This is a genomic window from Blautia sp. St.27G3, assembly GCF_059728505.1.
On record NZ_BAAGFO010000001.1, the window covers coordinates 111,858 to 126,067 of the forward strand.

14 protein-coding genes are annotated in these 14,210 nt (G+C 46.3%); 11 read left to right on the top strand and 3 right to left on the bottom strand.

Features of this window, described 5'->3' with window-relative positions; genetic code table 11:
* Positions 1-41 precede the first annotated feature (41 nt).
* The 3 genes from AC6I2O_RS00435 to AC6I2O_RS00445 all read left to right on the top strand — a co-directional run bounded on the left by AC6I2O_RS00435 (position 42) and on the right by AC6I2O_RS00445 (position 4,306).
* Positions 42-2,519, top strand: coding sequence for a glycogen/starch/alpha-glucan phosphorylase (locus AC6I2O_RS00435; protein WP_120393223.1), 2,478 nt, complete (start codon positions 42-44; stop codon positions 2,517-2,519).
* Positions 2,520-2,744: 225 nt separating this feature from the next.
* Positions 2,745-3,701, top strand: coding sequence for a M23 family metallopeptidase (locus AC6I2O_RS00440; RefSeq protein WP_147412315.1), 957 nt, complete (start codon positions 2,745-2,747; stop codon positions 3,699-3,701).
* A gap of 356 nt (positions 3,702-4,057) precedes the next feature.
* Positions 4,058-4,306: a GIY-YIG nuclease family protein gene (locus AC6I2O_RS00445; protein WP_120393253.1), complete on the top strand. Its 249-nt coding sequence runs from the start codon at positions 4,058-4,060 to the stop codon at positions 4,304-4,306.
* Between the two features lie 67 nt (positions 4,307-4,373).
* On the opposite strand, the gene AC6I2O_RS00450 is transcribed toward AC6I2O_RS00445, so the two are convergent.
* Entirely contained in the window at positions 4,374-5,351 is a 978-nt protein-coding gene (locus tag AC6I2O_RS00450) for a helix-turn-helix domain-containing protein (protein ID WP_497741502.1), read from the bottom strand.
* A 124-nt stretch (positions 5,352-5,475) separates the two neighbouring features.
* Here AC6I2O_RS00450 and AC6I2O_RS00455 point away from each other — a divergent pair, with 124 nt between their 5' ends.
* Complete coding sequence (locus tag AC6I2O_RS00455; RefSeq protein ID WP_497741503.1) at positions 5,476-5,598, top strand: hypothetical protein; 123 nt, start codon at positions 5,476-5,478, stop codon at positions 5,596-5,598.
* 118 nt (positions 5,599-5,716) lie between these two features.
* Here AC6I2O_RS00455 and AC6I2O_RS00460 read toward each other — a convergent pair whose 3' ends face one another.
* Positions 5,717-6,259 carry an NADH peroxidase gene (locus AC6I2O_RS00460; protein WP_120393220.1) on the bottom strand — a complete coding sequence of 181 codons (543 nt, stop codon included), beginning with the start codon at positions 6,257-6,259 and terminating at the stop codon, positions 5,717-5,719.
* 143 nt (positions 6,260-6,402) lie between these two features.
* Entirely contained in the window at positions 6,403-6,813 is a 411-nt protein-coding gene (locus tag AC6I2O_RS00465; protein ID WP_120393219.1) for a Fur family transcriptional regulator, read from the bottom strand.
* A gap of 127 nt (positions 6,814-6,940) precedes the next feature.
* Between AC6I2O_RS00465 and trxB the strand changes: the two genes are divergently transcribed.
* The 7 genes from trxB (at position 6,941) to AC6I2O_RS00500 (ending at position 14,090) form a co-directional block, all read left to right on the top strand.
* A complete protein-coding gene (gene trxB, locus AC6I2O_RS00470; RefSeq protein ID WP_120393218.1) occupies positions 6,941-7,861 on the top strand; it encodes a thioredoxin-disulfide reductase in 921 nt (306 codons plus the stop codon).
* Positions 7,862-8,022: 161 nt separating this feature from the next.
* Complete coding sequence (locus tag AC6I2O_RS00475; protein WP_120393217.1) at positions 8,023-9,630, top strand: C40 family peptidase; 1,608 nt, start codon at positions 8,023-8,025, stop codon at positions 9,628-9,630.
* A gap of 135 nt (positions 9,631-9,765) precedes the next feature.
* On the top strand, positions 9,766-11,190 hold the full coding sequence (locus tag AC6I2O_RS00480) for a 5-bromo-4-chloroindolyl phosphate hydrolysis family protein (RefSeq protein WP_120393216.1): 1,425 nt from the start codon (positions 9,766-9,768) through the stop codon (positions 11,188-11,190).
* On the top strand, positions 11,183-12,349 hold the full coding sequence (locus AC6I2O_RS00485) for a toxic anion resistance protein (protein ID WP_497741504.1): 1,167 nt from the start codon (positions 11,183-11,185) through the stop codon (positions 12,347-12,349). The genes AC6I2O_RS00480 and AC6I2O_RS00485 overlap by 8 nt, the downstream gene beginning before the upstream one ends.
* 209 nt (positions 12,350-12,558) lie before the next feature.
* On the top strand, positions 12,559-13,455 hold the full coding sequence (locus AC6I2O_RS00490; protein WP_497741505.1) for a putative ABC transporter permease: 897 nt from the start codon (positions 12,559-12,561) through the stop codon (positions 13,453-13,455).
* A 42-nt stretch (positions 13,456-13,497) separates the two neighbouring features.
* Positions 13,498-13,665, top strand: coding sequence for a ubiquinone biosynthesis protein UbiE (locus AC6I2O_RS00495; protein WP_497741506.1), 168 nt, complete (start codon positions 13,498-13,500; stop codon positions 13,663-13,665).
* Entirely contained in the window at positions 13,662-14,090 is a 429-nt protein-coding gene (locus AC6I2O_RS00500) for a metallopeptidase family protein (RefSeq protein WP_497741507.1), read from the top strand. The genes AC6I2O_RS00495 and AC6I2O_RS00500 overlap by 4 nt, the downstream gene beginning before the upstream one ends.
* The last annotated feature ends 120 nt before the right edge of the window (positions 14,091-14,210 follow it).

The following is a 14,210-nucleotide window of genomic DNA, read 5'->3' on the forward strand; positions in this document are numbered from 1 at the left end:
GTAGGTCCAGGGGTAGCGAAGAATGGAAAGGAAAACAAACCATGAATAAATTAATCGACAAGGAAGTATTCAAGGAGAGAGTAAAAGATAACGTAAAAACGCTTTACCGAAAAACCATCAGGGAGGCAGATCAGCAGCAGCTTTTTCAGGCAGTGTCCTACGCTGTAAAGGATGAAATTATCAACAACTGGCTGGCAACGCAGAAGCAGTACGAAATCGACGATCCGAAAACGGTTTATTATATGTCCATGGAATTCCTGATGGGCCGTGCGCTTGGAAACAACCTGATTAATCTGACTGCTTACAAAGAGGTAAAGGAAGCGCTGGAGGAAATGGGCTTTGACCTCAATGTGATCGAGGATCAGGAGCCGGACGCAGCGCTTGGAAACGGTGGCCTTGGACGTCTGGCAGCCTGTTTCCTGGATTCTCTGGCTACGCTTGGCTATTCTGCATATGGCTGTGGAATCCGTTATCGTTACGGAATGTTTAAACAGAAAATTGAAAACGGTTATCAGATCGAAGTCCCGGATAACTGGCTGAAGAACGGAAATCCGTTTGAGTTGCGCCGTCCGGAATATGCAAAGACCGTAAAATTTGGCGGATACGTGCGCGTTGAATACGACGAGAAGAACCGGAGAAACAATTTTATTCATGAGGGATATCAGTCTGTAAGGGCAATCCCGTTTGATATGCCGATTCTCGGATACAACAATAACGTTGTAAATACACTGCGCGTCTGGGATGCGGAGGCGATTGCAGATTTCCATCTGGATTCTTTCGATAAAGGTGATTATCAGAAAGCAGTAGAGCAGGAGAATCTGGCAAAGAATATCGTGGACGTGCTCTATCCGAACGATAATCATTATGCAGGAAAAGAGCTCCGGCTGAAACAGCAGTATTTCTTTATTTCAGCAAGTGTGCAGGAAGCGATTGCAAAATATAAGAGAACACATGACGATATCCGCAAATTCCATGAAAAAGTGACCTTCCAGTTAAACGACACGCATCCGACGGTAGCGATTGCGGAACTGATGCGTATTCTTTTGGATGAGGAAGGCCTTGAGTGGGACGAGGCATGGGAGATCACGACAAAGACGTGTGCTTATACGAATCATACGATCATGGCAGAGGCGCTCGAGAAATGGCCGATTGAGTTGTTCTCTAGACTGCTTCCGCGTGTTTATCAGATCGTAGAGGAAATCAACCGCCGCTTTGTTGAGGAGATCCAGAGAAAATATCCGGGCAATCAGGAAAAAATCCGGAAGATGGCTATCATTTACGACGGACAGGTAAAGATGGCGCATCTGGCGATTGCAGCAGGCTACTCTGTAAACGGCGTTGCAAGGCTGCACACGGAAATCCTGAAAAATCAGGAGCTGAAAGATTTCTATGAGATGATGCCGCAGAAATTCAACAACAAGACAAACGGTATCACACAGAGAAGATTCCTGCTTCACGCAAATCCGCTTCTGGCTGAATGGGTAACAGACCACATCGGTGATGAGTGGATTACAGACCTGACGCAGATTGCAAAGATGAAGGTTTACGCGGAGGACCCGAAGGCTCAGCAGGAGTTTATGAACATTAAATACCAGAACAAGCTGCGTCTCGCAAAATATATCAAAGAGCATAATGGAATCGAGGTTGATCCCCGTTCTATTTTCGATGTGCAGGTAAAACGTCTGCATGAGTACAAACGTCAGCTTCTGAATATCCTGCATGTGATGTATCTGTATAATAAAATCAAAGACCATCCGGAGATGGATTTCTATCCGAGAACGTTTATCTTCGGCGCCAAGGCGGCGGCAGGTTATCGCCGTGCAAAACTGACGATCAAGCTGATCAACAGTGTGGCAGAAGTAATTAATAACGATAAATCTATCAATGGTAAGCTGAAGGTGGTATTTATCGAGGATTACCGTGTATCGAACGCAGAGCTGATCTTTGCAGCAGCAGATGTTTCTGAGCAGATTTCAACAGCGAGCAAGGAAGCTTCCGGTACCGGCAATATGAAATTCATGCTGAACGGCGCTCCGACGGTTGGAACGATGGATGGCGCGAATGTGGAGATCGTTGAGGAAGTCGGCATGGAGAATGCGTTTATATTTGGCTTGTCGGCAGATGAGGTAATTCGCTATGAAAATGAAGGCGGTTATCATCCTACGGATTATTTCAATAACGACCAGGATATCCGCCGCGTGCTGATGCAGCTGATTAACGGCGAGTATTCCAGAGATACCGAGATGTTCCGCGATATCTATGATTCACTCCTGAACACAAACAGCAGCGATAAACCGGATACGTATTTTATTCTGGCAGATTTCAAATCCTATGCCGCAGCACAGGAGCGCGTGGAAAAAGCATACCGCGATGAAGCAGGCTGGGCAAAGATGGCGATTTTGAATATGGCTTGCAGTGGAAAATTTACGTCCGACCGTACGATTCAGCAGTATGTGGATGAAATCTGGCATCTGGACAAAGTAAAAGTTGAGGTAGATCCGGAGTCGTTTGAGGTTTAAGAAATAAGATGATAAAACAAGGTTGTTGCCGATGATGCAGCGGCCTTGTTTTCGTTGATACAGAAATTAACGTAACTTGAGGGACTGTTATTTTTTACACAGTATGTGAGCTGGCGTGTCTGCTACAGTATTTTTTTCTGTACAAGATTTTTTCTGTATAAACTGTGCTTTTCTGGCAATCCTATCATTAAACCGGTGAGGAATCATAATGATGAGGTGAATGATATGGATAAGAGAGCATTTAAAAACTTTATTACAAAGCGCAGCAGTATCTGGACAATCAGTCTTTGCATGACGGGCATTCTGGTGCTCGGCGGTATTGCAGCGGTAAATCAGACACGACAGAAAAGAGACACGCAGCAGGAAACAGAGCTTGATCAGCTGGCGTATCTGGAAGAAGAAATAGGTCCAACGGATGACATCGAGGATGCTTTGTTCCCGACACTTGAGGATAAGATGGCAAAAGATATGGCGAAAGAAGCTTCCGCAAATGGTCAGGCGGATGACAAGGATGCGCAGACAGCTTCCGCGGATGGACAGACAGACGACACACAGACAGCTTCCGTGGATGGTCAGGCAGACGGCACACAGACCGCCTCCTCAGATGGACAGACAGATCCAGCGCAGGCGGTTTCCGCGAATGGTCAGGCAGACGGTACACCGGTCGTTTCTGCAGAAGGCCAGGATGGAATGACAGATACATCAGCAGCAGAGGCATCTTCCAGCCAGATTATTTCGGAGCAGGCACTGGTTGCAGAGGGCATCAGTTTCACAGATGATAATTCTCTGATGTGGCCGGCAGCTGGAACAATTTTGCTGGACTACAGCATGGATGGAAGTATCTATTTTCCGACATTGAACCAGTATAAATATAATCCGGCAATTGTGATTGGCAGCGATACGGGAAATCAGGTTCTGGCAGCTGCAAAGGGAATCGTAGAGTCGGTATATATTGATGAAGAGACAGGAAATACACTGGTTTTGAATATTGGAGGCGGATATAAGCTTACTTACGGTCAGCTGAAAGAGATGGCGGTCGCACAGGGAGATGTTGTGGCAGAGGGAGCTCTGCTTGGATATGTCAGCGAACCGACCAAGTACTACAGTCAGGAAGGAAGCAACCTCTATTTTGCAATGACACAGAACGATGTTCCGGTAGATCCGGTTTTATACCTGGAATAAGATACCGGACAGAAACAGGAATGCTTTCGGCTGCCAGAAGAAGGACAGCAAATCCGGAAAATTATCTGCACGGATTTGCGCGCAGGGAGTATAATATATTGTATAGAATCTGCAGCCGGATTTTTACAGGCAGTATTTTGCACCGGCGGTGGCCATTCTGGAAAGGATGTGGCGCCGCCGGTTTTGGGCGAGATACACCAGATGGTGCTGATGCCTGTTTCATTGAAACAGGGAAAAGTGACGATCAGCAGCGTTTTTGCATTGCGCCGGCTGCTTCAGATACAAGGGGTGGTTTGCGGTTGCTGTATGGCTTCTGCTGGCCATTCCGCTACATAGAGCAGGGGAAGGGACATGTTATGAATTATACATATGTAGTAAAATGTAGTGATGGGACGTATTATACGGGGTGGACAAACAATCTGGAAAAACGGATTCGGGTGCATAATGAGGGGAAGGGAGCGAAGTATACGAGGAGCAGAGGGCCTGTGGAGCTGGTTTATTATGAGGAGTTTGAATCAAAAGAGGAGGCGATGAGCCGGGAGGCGCGCATTAAGCGGCTTACGCGGAAGGAGAAGGAACAGCTGATAGGGAGATGTTTAATATAATAACAGGCAGCCGCATTTTTTATATGATACATGCAGCAGCCTGCTATTTTGTTACTTGGATGCTTTTTTAGTCCTCCTTTTTTAAGACAGCAGCTATGGCTGCATAAAGGAGGCCGCCTACGACCCAGACGATCCAGGTGGTGCGCCACTGGCGTTCGCGCAGTGTCCATACGAGATAGACGGCAGTGATGATTGGCCAGTAAAAACGGCTGAATATTTTAATACGGCGGTCTTTGGCACGCTCTTTTGGGGAGAATTTTCCTTCTTCAAGAAGCAGGTCATAGCTATCCTGTATGCAGCCGGAAACTGAAAAAATAAAAACAGCTGTTGCAATGAAAATCAGCAGAAGAATAACGGTAAAGCTGCCAGCTGCATCGGGCGCATCCACAAAGCCGGCAATCAGAATCGGAACAGCAGACATAACGCACAGGGAGATACCGATCACCTGCATGCGGGTATACGTTTCGCGAAAAGATTCCCTCTTTTCCTCTGCAATTCCGGCAACGCCGTATTCAAGCTCAAAATCAAAATTTTTGAGATAATGAAAACGTTTCATGCGGGATTCGTCAAAAACAGAAACTGCGATTCCGGCTGATACGAGCAAAAGAAGCAAAATGACACCAAGTCCTGCGCTGAGCTCATCCGATAAAGGAAAAGAAGGCAGTTCCGAAAATCCCATAAGGGCCAGAAGCGGAGACGGACAGAGAATGAAAAGGGCAGCAGCAAGGCCCATCGATTTTCCGCTTCTTTTTTTACAGGTAAAATATTCATTTGCTTCCTGCACGGAGACCCTGGGGCCGCGGGAAGTTTCATGGATTTCCGAATCCGGGGCGTACTGCATTTCCTCCATGTCATCTTTTAACAGGAAGTCAGTGGTTACATCAAAAATCTGTGCCAGCTCCAGGATTTTTCCGATATCCGGAATGCTGGCAGCGATCTCCCATTTCGAGACGGACTGCCTTGTTACATTTAATTTTTCAGCCAGTTCTTCCTGAGACCAGCCGTTCTTTTTTCGAAGGGTAAGTATTTTTTCTGATAAAATCATAAAAGCCTCCATAGTTATAATTGTTCAGACGTCTGTTTTCAGGGGTTATCATAGCACTTTTTGCGGTTGCGTGCTACCAATCAGAGCAGGAAAATGCGCAACTGACGGTTGCAAAGGGGGTAAAATGCGGCGTTTCATATTTGTCTGTCTTTTAAGCTGGGGCTACAGTGCTTATGCGATGGAGGAAGCGCCAAATCAGGCAGAGCGTGTGGAAGGCTTTCAGACCGGGCTTCGTTCGCATCCCTGACAGAGGGAGTTTGGATATTGAAAGTTTGCTTGCAACAGGAAAACATGCATGGTAAAAAGAAACGCCCAGGGAACAAGTTCCCCAGGCGTTATTTTTATGATTATGCATGGCCTGCAACTTAGCCGAAGTATCTCTCCAGAAGCCCCTTGAATGCTTTGCCATGACGAGCCTCGTCGCGTGCCATCTCATGAACGGTGTCATGGATTGCGTCCAGGTTTGCAGCTTTTGCACGCTTAGCCAGGTCGAATTTGCCAGCAGTAGCGCCGTTTTCTGCTTCTACACGCATTTCAAGGTTTTTCTTTGTGCTGTCTGTAACAACTTCACCGAGAAGCTCTGCAAATTTAGCAGCATGTTCTGCCTCTTCGTAAGCAGCTTTCTCCCAGTACAAACCGATTTCCGGATAACCTTCTCTGTGAGCAACTCTTGCCATAGCGAGGTACATACCAACTTCAGAACACTCGCCTTCAAAGTTTGCGCGAAGGTCAGCAAGGATATCATCTGATACGCCCTTAGCTACGCCAACAACATGTTCTGCTGCCCATGTCATATCACCTGTCATCTCAGTGAATTTCTCAGCCGGTGCCTTACATACCGGACACTGTGCCGGAGCTGCATCTCCTTCATAAACATAGCCACAAACATTACATACAAATTTTGCCATAATTGTGATCTCCTTTTCTTTATCATAACCCTATATTAAAATCAGTAATGATTACTGTTTTAATATAGCATTTGATTTTTAGATTGTCAAGTGTATTTTAATATTATTATTACAAAAAATTCCAGTTTCTATTCTTACATATTTTATGGATTGTGCTCCAAAGTAATAGGTTCTTTCTGGCATTCGTGGCATACCCCATAGAAATTAGCATGAAACGCTTCTATTTTACCGGGCACATTTTCAACGGCTTTGCCAAGAAGGGAATGGATCTCCGGAATCCGGACATCATATACCTTGTGACAATGCGAACAGATAAAATGCTGGTGGGGGTCCATGTTGCCGTCGTAATGTTCCGCACTGTCTCCGGTGGAAATCCTGGATATTTCCCCGAGCTGTTCTAAAAGTGAGAGATTGCGGTAAACGGTGCCAAGACTGATATTCGGATACGCCTCCCGCAGACAGGTATAAACGGTGTCTGCGGTCGGGTGGTCTGTACGATTTTTTAAAAATGTTTTGATTGCTTCGCGTTGCCTGCTGTATTTTAAAGTACTCATAATCCTCTCCAAAACAGTAATAGTTATCAATATTTAATATAGCAGAAAGAAAATACCGTGTCAATTCTTTTCAAGTGGAGTATTTTGGGGTATGATAGAGGAGGCAGTAAATAAAAGGAGGGCAAATATGATATATGATGTAATTATCATCGGCTCCGGTCCGGCCGGTCTGGCAGCGGCTATTTATGCACAGAGAGCCAGATTGTCTGCGGTTGTTCTGGAAAAGGAATATGTGAGTGGCGGACAGGTTTTGAATACGTATGAGGTGGACAACTATCCGGGACTTCCGGGTATTGGAGGTTATGAACTTGGGATGAAGCTGCGGGAGCACGCAGAGAAGCTTGGCGCGCAGTTTATTAATATAGAAGCAAAGCATATCGCTCTGGAAGATCAAGGAAAAATAAAGGCGGTATATACGGAGCAAGAAGAATTCCGTGCACGTACGATCGTTCTGGCAATGGGGGCCAGATACCGCCATCTGGAAGTGCCGGGCGAGCAGGAGCTGACAGGAATGGGTGTTTCTTACTGCGCGACTTGTGACGGTGCATTTTTTAAAGGCCGAACTGTTGCAGTTGTCGGCGGCGGCGATGTGGCTGTCGAGGATGCGTTGTTTTTGGCCAGGGGCTGTGAGAAGGTATATCTCATCCATCGGAGAAATGAACTGCGGGCTGCGGCGATGTTGCAGGAGCAGCTTGAAAAATGTAATAATATAGAATTTCTCTGGGACACGGAAGTCGTATCCATTCCGGGTGAAGATCACGTAGAGGGATTGAGAATACGCAATAAAAAAGATCAATCCGAACGTGTTTTGGAAGTTGACGGTGTGTTCATTGCCGTCGGAACCATACCAAATACCGGAATCATTACAAAATTATTACATCTTGATAATAACGGGTGTATCGTTGCCGCAGAAGATGGAAAGACGGAAATTCCCGGAATATTTGCGGCAGGCGACATCCGAACGAAACAATTACGTCAAATTGTGACGGCTGTAGCGGATGGAGCGAATGTAATTACGTCAGTTCAGGGCTATCTAAACACACTATAAATCCAATTATTACCATATTGTTACTTATTTCTTTTGAAAAAATTAAAAAAATATTTAAAATGCTTGACATAAGAGCGCGTGTTTGTTATGATAAGCGTGTAATAAATGTAATAAATTCGTAACAAATACGAAGCATTTGTTTTGGGAGGAAGGGATAAGTAATGAAAAGAGGAGTATTACAGTTCACAGCGTGTTGTCTGGCAGCTGGGATGACGTTTACAGGAATGACCACTGTGGCGTTTGCAGCGAAGGACGTGACACTGGCAGGATTTTCCGGCATATCGACAGTGACTGTTGAAAATAGAGTGGCGCAGACAGAGACTTTTGAAACAGAGGCTTTCCAAACAGAATCTGTACAGACAGAGCCGCCGGTAGCAGAGACCGCAGCTGAGTCACAGACAGATGTGTCGTATGACGCACCAGCACAGACAGAAGTGCAGACAGAAGCACCGGAGACAGAGCCGGTTGTTGATACAAGCATGAGCGGGGAGATTGCTTTTGCACAGTGTGAAGAATATATTAATGTAAGAAGCAGCGCCAGCGCAGACAGCGAGGTTGTTGGAAAAGTATATAATAATGGTTCTGTTACCATTCTGAGTCAGGTAGGAGACTGGTACGAAGTACAGTCCGGAAATGCTACCGGATACGTAAAGGCAGAGTTCTTTGTGATCGGTGAACATGCACAGTCGATTGCCGATGAGGTTGCTTACAATGTTGCCACGGTTCACCCGGAAGCACTTGTGGTTCGCAGCCAGCCAAGCGAGGATTCCGAGCAGATCGGTATGGCATACAGCTCTGACCAGCTTGAGGTTGTTCAGTATGAAGGCGACTGGATGAAGGTTGCGCTTGGTGGCGATGTATATGGTTATGTAAATGCATATTATGTAGATTACGATACGTATTACCCCACAGCTGAGACGCTGGAGGAGGAGCAGGCAAGGCTTGATCAGGAATGGCTCAATTATCTGGCAGATCAGGAAGCAGAGCGTGCAGCAGCAGAGCAGGCTTACCTGGATGCAATCGCAGAGCAGGAAGCAGCAGAGCAGCAGGCGGCATGGGATGCAGAGTGGCAGGCCCAGCAGTCCAGCCAGACATCTCAGGACGCACAGGCATCCGCTGATGCAGCATATCAGGAGTACTTGGATGCACAGGCAGAGGCAGACGCAGCGACACAGCAGGCAGATGAGCAGGCAGTGATTGATGCTGCGAATGAGGCTCAGGCAGCATATCAGGCATATTTGGAACAGCAGGCAGCAGCAGATGCAGCAGCTCAGGAAGAGCAACAGCAGACTGAGCCGGTATATACCGAGCCAGAGCAGCCGAGCCAGCCGGATTACACGGAACCTGATTATTCAGAGCCAGACTATTCCGAACCAGATTATTCTGAACCGGAGCCGCCATCTTCAGGCTATACGCTTGGTCAGCAGATTGTTGATTTTGCAGTGCAGTATGTTGGTTGTCCATATGTATGGGGCGGTACAAGCCTGACAAACGGAGCAGACTGTTCCGGATTTACACAGTCAGTTATGGCAAACTTTGGCATTTACATTCCGCGTGTGGCAGCGGATCAGGCATACGGCGGCACACCGGTCAGCCTGAGCGAAATTCAGGCAGGCGATCTGCTCTTCTATGAAGGCGGCGGTGGAATCGGACATGTAACCATCTACATGGGCAACGGCCAGGTGGTACATGCCAGCACTTCAGATACAGGTATTATCATTTCTGATTACAGTTACCGAACACCGGTCAGTGCGAGAAGATACTGGTAAGTACATATTAAAAAGATAAAACGGGAGTCCACTGGTAACAGTGGGCTCCCTTCCTTACTCCGCGCTGAATTTTTCTTGCGTGATAAATGTGATGGTGGTATACTTGGCTCAAACAGGTTTCAGGAGACAAGGCTTATGAAGAAAAATGACTGGTACGATGCCGGAGACCAGATTAAAAAGCTGGTACAGGATGCTGTGGACAGTAAGGATTTTTCAGAATTGAGTGCGACGATTGCCAATGTGGTGAACGATACCGTAAACAGTGTGCAGTCCGCGATCAGGGAAAATCTTTCTCATAGATCTGCGAGTACAGAGAAGTCCGGGCGAAAAGAGGAAGCCCGTGATGTGTATCAGTATACAAACCGCCGGGCCGCGGAGCAGATTCGCCGCAACGTGCAGGAAAGGCGCCGCCGGGCTGCGCAAATGGAGGAAAAGAAAGCGAAGTTCCGGGGGTATGCTTCTTCCGGGGACGTGACGCATAAAGAACAACAAAAAGACCGTACACACGCCGTAAAAACAGTGAAGCTGCGGGTTCCGGGCGAGATTTCAGGACAGGTGATGAAATGGACCGGTTACAGTATTGGCAGTATGTGCGGATTTTCTCTTGCTATTCTTGCGATTGTCGCTTATGGGACAGGCATGAGCATTGTAGTTCCAGGTGGGATTCTGGCGGTTTGCTTCAGTGCATTTATGGCATTTGGAAACCTGGGCAGTGTAAGAGTAAGGCTGGCCAACCGTTTCCGCAGGTACAGAGCGGTGCTTGGGAATCGGACGTATTGTCTGGTCGAGGAGCTGGCGGCAGCCATCGGGAAAAGTGACAAATTTGTTCAGAAGGATCTGAAAAAAATGATTGGCCGCGGCTTTTTTAAAGATGGATATCTGGCCAGGCAGGAATCACTTCTGATAACAGATGGTACCACGTATCAACAGTACCTTGATACGCAGACGGAATACGAACGCCGTCAGATGGAACGGAGTGTCGGCCATGCAGATAAGATGATGCAGGAAGTGCTTTCAGAGAAAGAGCAGCAAAGCAGACAGGAGAAGCAGGAAAAACACGAACAGCAAAACGGTCACGGAAAGAGTGCCGGGCATCTTTCACCGGAATGCCGGGAGCTTATGGAAGAGGGAAAGAAATACATTCGTCATATTCATGAGTGCAATGAAAAGATATCAGGCAAGGTGATTTCTGCGAAGCTTGACCGTCTGGAGCTTGTGATTACAAGGATTTTCCGCGAAGTGGAAAAGGATCCCGGTTCGGTCTCTGATATGAAGAAGATGATGAGCTATTATCTTCCGACGACATCCAAGCTATTGAATGCATATTGTGAGCTGGATTCACAGCCGATCACAGGACAGAACATCGAAAATACAAAAAAAGAAATAGAAAAGGCGCTGGATACCATCAACACAGCGTTTGAAAATTTCCTGGACAGTTTTTATGAAGAGAAGGCATGGGATATTTCTTCTGATATTTCTGTGCTGAATACCATGCTGGCACAGGAAGGGCTTACAGGAACAGATTTTGGCAGAGCTACAGGAGGGATAAAGAATGAGTGATGAATTTAAAGAGTTTCAGGAGGCTCCGGCGCCCGTTTTGGCATTTGGTACTCCGGAACTTCAGAAGGAAGAGCCGCTGGCTGTAAAAGAGCAGGAAAAAGAGGCCGAGAAAAAAGCGGAGCCGCAGCTTACGGAAGATATTTTGACGGACGCGGAAAAGAAGATGGTAGAGGATTTCAGCCGTCAGATTAATCTGCATGATTCAAACGGTATTTTGCAGTATGGCGTCGGAACGCAGAAAAAGATGGCAGATTTTTCTGAGAATGCGCTTAAAAATGTAAGAACCAAAGATCTTGGCGAGGTCGGAGATATGATTTCCTCTCTGGTGACGGAGTTGAAGAGCTTCGATGCGGATGAGGAAGAAAAAGGTTTTCTGGGACTGTTCAAGAAGACAGGTAACAAAATTACCGCGATGAAAGCAAAGTATGAAAAAGCCGAAGTAAATGTCGAGAAGATTTGTGAAGTTCTGGAAAATCATCAGATGCAGCTGATGAAGGATGTGGCTGTTCTGGATAAGATGTATGGACTGAACCTTGCCTATTTTAAAGAGCTTTCTATGTATATTCTTGCAGGGAAAAAGCGGTTGCAGGAAGTTCGTGCGACAGAGCTTGCCCAGTTGATTGAAAAAGCAAACCGCAGCAATCTTCCGGAAGATGCGCAGGCAGCCAAAGACCTGGAATCACTTTGCGATCGTTTTGAGAAGAAGCTTCATGATCTGGAGCTGACAAGAATGATCGCGATTCAGACAGCGCCGCAGATTCGTCTGGTGCAGTCGAGCGATTCCTTGATGATTGAGAAGATTCAATCTACAGTGGTTAATACAATTCCTCTGTGGAAGAGCCAGATGGTGATTGCGCTGGGCGTTGAGCACGCAAACCAGGCAGCCAGGGCACAGAGAGAAGTTACAGATATGACAAATGAGCTTTTGCGCAAAAATGCGGATGCCCTGAAGGTGGCCACAGTAGAGAGTGCGAAGGCATCAGAGCGCGGAATCGTTGATCTTGAGACTTTGAAGGCAACAAATGCCTCTCTGATCTCTACGTTTGATGAAGTAATCCGGATTCAGGAGGATGGGCGTCAGAAGCGCCGTGTAGCTGAGGAAGAGCTGAACCGAATGGAGCTTGAGTTGAAGAACAAGCTTCTTGAGATCCACCGATAGGTGCAGGCAACCGTATATGCCATGTAGAGGTGTGTAAAAGTATAGAATAAATAGCAGGACAGAGTTGAAAGGAGCAGGATATGGGAGTTTTTCTTACCGTTTTAATACTTTTTGTTGTAATTGTTGCAGTGATTGTTTCTGTGAGCACGATCAGTATGGTGTCTGGTGTGATTGCGGAAGAAGAGGATGAGGATTAAAGGAAATCATATATGGAAATGTATACTGTTTCACAGTGGGTCATGTTTTTTTACATCTACTGCTTTCTGGGGTGGATCTGGGAGTGCTGTTATGTATCCGTTCATGAGAAAAAGCTGGTAAACAGAGGCTTTTTAAAAGGGCCATTTCTTCCGATTTACGGGAGTGGCGCGCTCTGTATTCTGATTGTGACGATTCCGCTGCGGGATCATATGGTGCTGATGTTTTTGGCAGGTATGGTTGCGCCCACGCTTCTCGAGTATGTCACAGGGGCTGTGATGGAATGCCTGTTTCGGGTACGGTACTGGGATTATTCAGATAAGTTTCTGAATGTCAACGGATATATTTGCCTCGGCTCAACGGTATGTTGGGGATTTATGACAGTGGTTCTTGTAAAATTCGGACACCAATATGTAGAACAGCTTGTCTTTGCCGTTGATGAAAAATACGTGAAGCTGGCAGTGATGGTGATGACGCCTTTTATTCTGGCAGATCTTATAACCTCCTTCCATGCTGCAGTTCATCTGCGCGATATTCTTGTACAGAATGAGTTGATTCGTGAAGAGTTGCGGAAGCTTTCTGAGAAGTTGCATGAGCTAGAACAGTTTGCACAGGATACGGGAGAGAGGGCAAAAGAGCAGGTTGCTTTTGTGAAAGAACAGGCGCTTCTTGCAAAGGAACAGGTAGGGTTTGTAAAAGAGCAAGCGCTGAATGCAAAAGACCAGGTTGTTTCGGAAATGCAGGAGCTGGCAGCTAAAATGGGCGAACTGAAAGGGCGTCTTGCCAATACGTATGGCAGGTCGGTTCGTGGGCTTTTAAAGAGGAATCCGGGAGCGGTTTCCAGATGGCATAAGGAGACGTTTACAGAACTGAAGCAGAGTCTCATGGAAAAGATTTCCCGAAAACGATAGCTTCCGTTTATCATTGAGAAAAGTGGTGATAGTGGTATGGTCATGGAAGAATTTATAACTGGTTTCTGTAAACTGCAGAATCAGACGCGAATCGTGATCTGTGAAGTGGAAAAACGGGCAGATGGAAGTCAGGAGTTGATTTCTTCTGACTGTTGTTATGGAAAGTGTGAACATAGTAAAGATTGTCTTTTGATGGGGCAGATAAAATGATGACATTTGAGGTATTTGAAGAGACTGCTTTGGAAATTGCAGAAACGTTCCCGGAAGATCTTTTCCGGGAACTGAATGGAGGGATCATGGTTCGAAGACACAGGCGTTTACACCCTGCGGCGCAGGACCATGATCTTTTTGTTTTGGGCGAGTATCATGTGGATCGTTTTCTGGGGCGCTTTATTGTGCTGTATTATGGTTCTTTTGAACTATGTTTCAGATACAGCAGTGAGGAGGAGCTGCGGGAGAGAATTCGCAAAGTATTATTACATGAATTTCGCCATCATCTGGAGTCGCTGGCCGGCGAATACGATCTGGAAATTGAGGATGCGGTGGAGATATCGCAGTATCGGTACCAGAAACAAATACAAAAAGACTTGACGGAATCCATATCAGGCGGTAGAATAGACACCGCAGACTTTTGATACGGACAAATGTTTGCGATACAAAGACATCTTAATACAAGTCCAGCTAAGAAATGTCAATAGGTAAATTGAAAAATGTTTAAAAATTTTTTTTCGAGCAGTTGATCTAAAAAAGGGTAA

Bases quoted from the DNA above. Each gene is read 5' to 3' on its own strand.
- AC6I2O_RS00435 (WP_120393223.1), top strand. From the start codon at position 42: ATGAATAAATTAATCGACAAGGAAGTATTCAAGGAGAGAGTAAAAGAT.
- AC6I2O_RS00440 (WP_147412315.1), top strand. From the start codon at position 2,745: ATGGATAAGAGAGCATTTAAAAACTTTATTACAAAGCGCAGCAGTATC.
- AC6I2O_RS00445 (WP_120393253.1), top strand. From the start codon at position 4,058: ATGAATTATACATATGTAGTAAAATGTAGTGATGGGACGTATTATACG.
- AC6I2O_RS00450 (WP_497741502.1), bottom strand. From the start codon at position 5,351: ATGATTTTATCAGAAAAAATACTTACCCTTCGAAAAAAGAACGGCTGG.
- AC6I2O_RS00455 (WP_497741503.1), top strand. From the start codon at position 5,476: ATGCGGCGTTTCATATTTGTCTGTCTTTTAAGCTGGGGCTACAGTGCT.
- AC6I2O_RS00460 (WP_120393220.1), bottom strand. From the start codon at position 6,259: ATGGCAAAATTTGTATGTAATGTTTGTGGCTATGTTTATGAAGGAGAT.
- AC6I2O_RS00465 (WP_120393219.1), bottom strand. From the start codon at position 6,813: ATGAGTACTTTAAAATACAGCAGGCAACGCGAAGCAATCAAAACATTT.
- trxB (WP_120393218.1), top strand. From the start codon at position 6,941: ATGATATATGATGTAATTATCATCGGCTCCGGTCCGGCCGGTCTGGCA.
- AC6I2O_RS00475 (WP_120393217.1), top strand. From the start codon at position 8,023: ATGAAAAGAGGAGTATTACAGTTCACAGCGTGTTGTCTGGCAGCTGGG.
- AC6I2O_RS00480 (WP_120393216.1), top strand. From the start codon at position 9,766: ATGAAGAAAAATGACTGGTACGATGCCGGAGACCAGATTAAAAAGCTG.
- AC6I2O_RS00485 (WP_497741504.1), top strand. From the start codon at position 11,183: ATGAGTGATGAATTTAAAGAGTTTCAGGAGGCTCCGGCGCCCGTTTTG.
- AC6I2O_RS00490 (WP_497741505.1), top strand. From the start codon at position 12,559: ATGGAAATGTATACTGTTTCACAGTGGGTCATGTTTTTTTACATCTAC.
- AC6I2O_RS00495 (WP_497741506.1), top strand. From the start codon at position 13,498: ATGGAAGAATTTATAACTGGTTTCTGTAAACTGCAGAATCAGACGCGA.
- AC6I2O_RS00500 (WP_497741507.1), top strand. From the start codon at position 13,662: ATGATGACATTTGAGGTATTTGAAGAGACTGCTTTGGAAATTGCAGAA.